Source organism: Streptomyces sp. NPDC002130, from assembly GCF_040296465.1.
In the GTDB taxonomy this organism is placed as follows: Bacteria; Actinomycetota; Actinomycetes; order Streptomycetales; family Streptomycetaceae; genus Streptomyces.
Genome location: NZ_JBEOXI010000602.1, coordinates 1 through 2194 on the forward strand (window position 1 = coordinate 1; position 2194 = coordinate 2194).

The 2194-nt window shown below is 62.6% G+C and carries 3 protein-coding genes; all 3 read left to right on the plus strand.

Going from position 1 to position 2194, the window contains the following annotated elements:
• On the plus strand, nt 1-542 hold a 542-nt coding region (locus tag ABT116_RS43360), incomplete at its 5' end, for a molybdopterin-dependent oxidoreductase (protein WP_351646273.1).
• Complete coding sequence (locus tag ABT116_RS43365) at nt 529-1323, plus strand: ferredoxin reductase (protein ID WP_502984048.1); 795 nt, start codon at nt 529-531, stop codon at nt 1321-1323. The genes ABT116_RS43360 and ABT116_RS43365, both read left to right, overlap by 14 nt.
• A 325-nt stretch (nt 1324-1648) precedes the next feature.
• A partial coding sequence (locus ABT116_RS43370) for a peroxiredoxin family protein (RefSeq protein WP_351646277.1) occupies nt 1649-2194 on the plus strand: 546 nt, incomplete at its 3' end.

Genomic DNA, 2194 nt, shown 5'->3' on the forward strand with positions numbered 1-2194 from the left:
CGCCGGGGCAACACGAGACGCACGACTTCCCGGTGTTGTCTACAGGGCCGACACCTCAGGTCGATCGATCTACGTGGGCGTTGAATATTACCGATCTCGAAGGTTCGGTGACCCGCTGGAACTGGCCGGACCTCATGCGCGCGCCCAGCGAAGATTTCACGGTCGACATTCATTGCGTGACCAAGTGGAGCAGGCTTGATACAACGTGGCGTGGGGTCAGAGTGAACGCGCTGCTCGGCAAGTTGGCGGACGAAGCCGAGTACGCACTCATCCGATGTTACGGCGGCTATACGACGAACCTACCCATGGGTGACCTCGTCGACCGCGACGCGTGGATCGCCTACAAATACGAAGGTACTGACCTTAAACCTCCCCACGGCGGCCCTGCCCGCCTCGTGGTGCCGCACCTGTACTTGTGGAAGTCAGCCAAATGGATCAACGGCATCGAACTTCGACGCGACGACCAGCCCGGATTCTGGGAAACCCACGGGTACCACGCGTACGGCGACCCGTGGCTAGAGCAGCGCTATGCCGGCGACTGAGCGCTCGAGGGACGCAGCAGAGGTCCATGCGGACACCGGCCCCGCGCTTCGCCGCCGGCCGATCCGGTGGCTCCCAGCGCAACTACAGGCCACCCGGATGGAAACACATCTCGCCCGCACGCTCGTTTTCGAGGTACCTGGGTGGTCGGGACACGCAGCGGGCCAGCACGTCGATGTCCGGCTCACTGCCGAAGACGGTTATACCGCGCAGCGTAGCTACTCGGTCGCCTCCCGCTCCGGCCCGGACCAGATCGAGCTCACTGTGCAACGCGTTTCGGGCGGCGAGGTATCGACGTACCTCACCGAGACGATGCTGCCCGGCGACCGACTCGAGGTTCGGGGTCCTCTCGGCGGATGGTTCCAGTGGACAGCGCGGCTTCGGGGCCCCGTGTTGCTGCTCGGAGGTGGTTCAGGAGTGGTCCCACTCATGGCGATGCTGCGCGAGCGCACGCACTCTGACTCGGACTCGCCGTTCCGCTTGATCTACTCCGCGCGAACTCCCGACCACGTTATCTACACCGGCGAATTGCACCAACTGGCGCAAGCGCACCCTGATATCCCCATCACACGCCTCTATACCCGCGCCGGGCTGCCTGATGACACAAGGGAACCAGGCCGGCTCCGCATCGAGGACTTGCCGACTCCCGCCCATGGAGGCACCGTAGGAGCGACCCGCGTGTACGTGTGTGGTCCCACTGGGTTCGTCGAACACGCCGCACAGTTGCTCGTCGACCGCGGGTTCACCCCATCCGACATCCGTACCGAGCGCTTTGGCAGTTGAGGAGACGCGCATGCAACAACAACGCGGCCGCCTGAGGTCGACGGCGAGGTGGCCACTGGAATCCTCACCGCGAAGTCTTCACCTGATGTCCCCGCGACTGACGTGGTCTACGGACACTGCACATCGAGGACCTCGTGTCGCAGAGCCTAGGACGAACCTCACCTGCTCCGACTCAATCCTGCGCTGTCTACCGGGCCACGGCGCGAGTGTTCACAATTCACCAAGATCCGGCACATCCGTGTAGCTCGACTGCCTGGATCCGCGTGCTGACAAATCCGAACCGCTTGATAACTCACAACACACCATCGATCTCAAGGAGCTCCCTGTGCATTCGGGCCTACTACACCATCAGGCTGCTGACCTCAGGGTCGCGGACTGGATAGACTCCGCGGGCACGCCGCTGGCCACACCACTTCGCCTCGCCGACCTGGGAACGGGCTACCGGGTGATCTTCTGCTTCCAGGACTGGTGCCCAGGATGTCATTCACAAGGCTTCCCAACTCTCCAGGTCCTCCACGACAATCTCGCCCGCCGAGGGGTTGGTTTCGCAGCCATTCAAACCGTGTTCGAGGGTGCGGACGTCAACACCTTCGACAAGCTGCGGATCAACCAAGAAAAGTACTCGCTGGCAATACCCTTCGGACACGATCTGCCCGCGCCGGGGCAGAGAAACCCCACATTCATGGAAGATTACCGATCAGGGGGTACGCCGTGGTTCACCGTCATAGACCCCAACGACAAAGTCGTCTATGCAGATTTTCATTTCGACCCACGCTACCTTATTGATGCCCTCCTTGACCGCCTGCTGCACGGCCCCGGCGAACATCTGCTCCATGGCCTCCAGGTGGGGCCGGTCGGCCGCGATGCCGTG

What these genes read in the sequence shown, in the direction of transcription:
- ABT116_RS43365 (WP_502984048.1), top strand. Translation starts at nt 529, where the DNA reads ATGCCGGCGACTGAGCGCTCGAGGGACGCAGCAGAGGTCCATGCGGAC.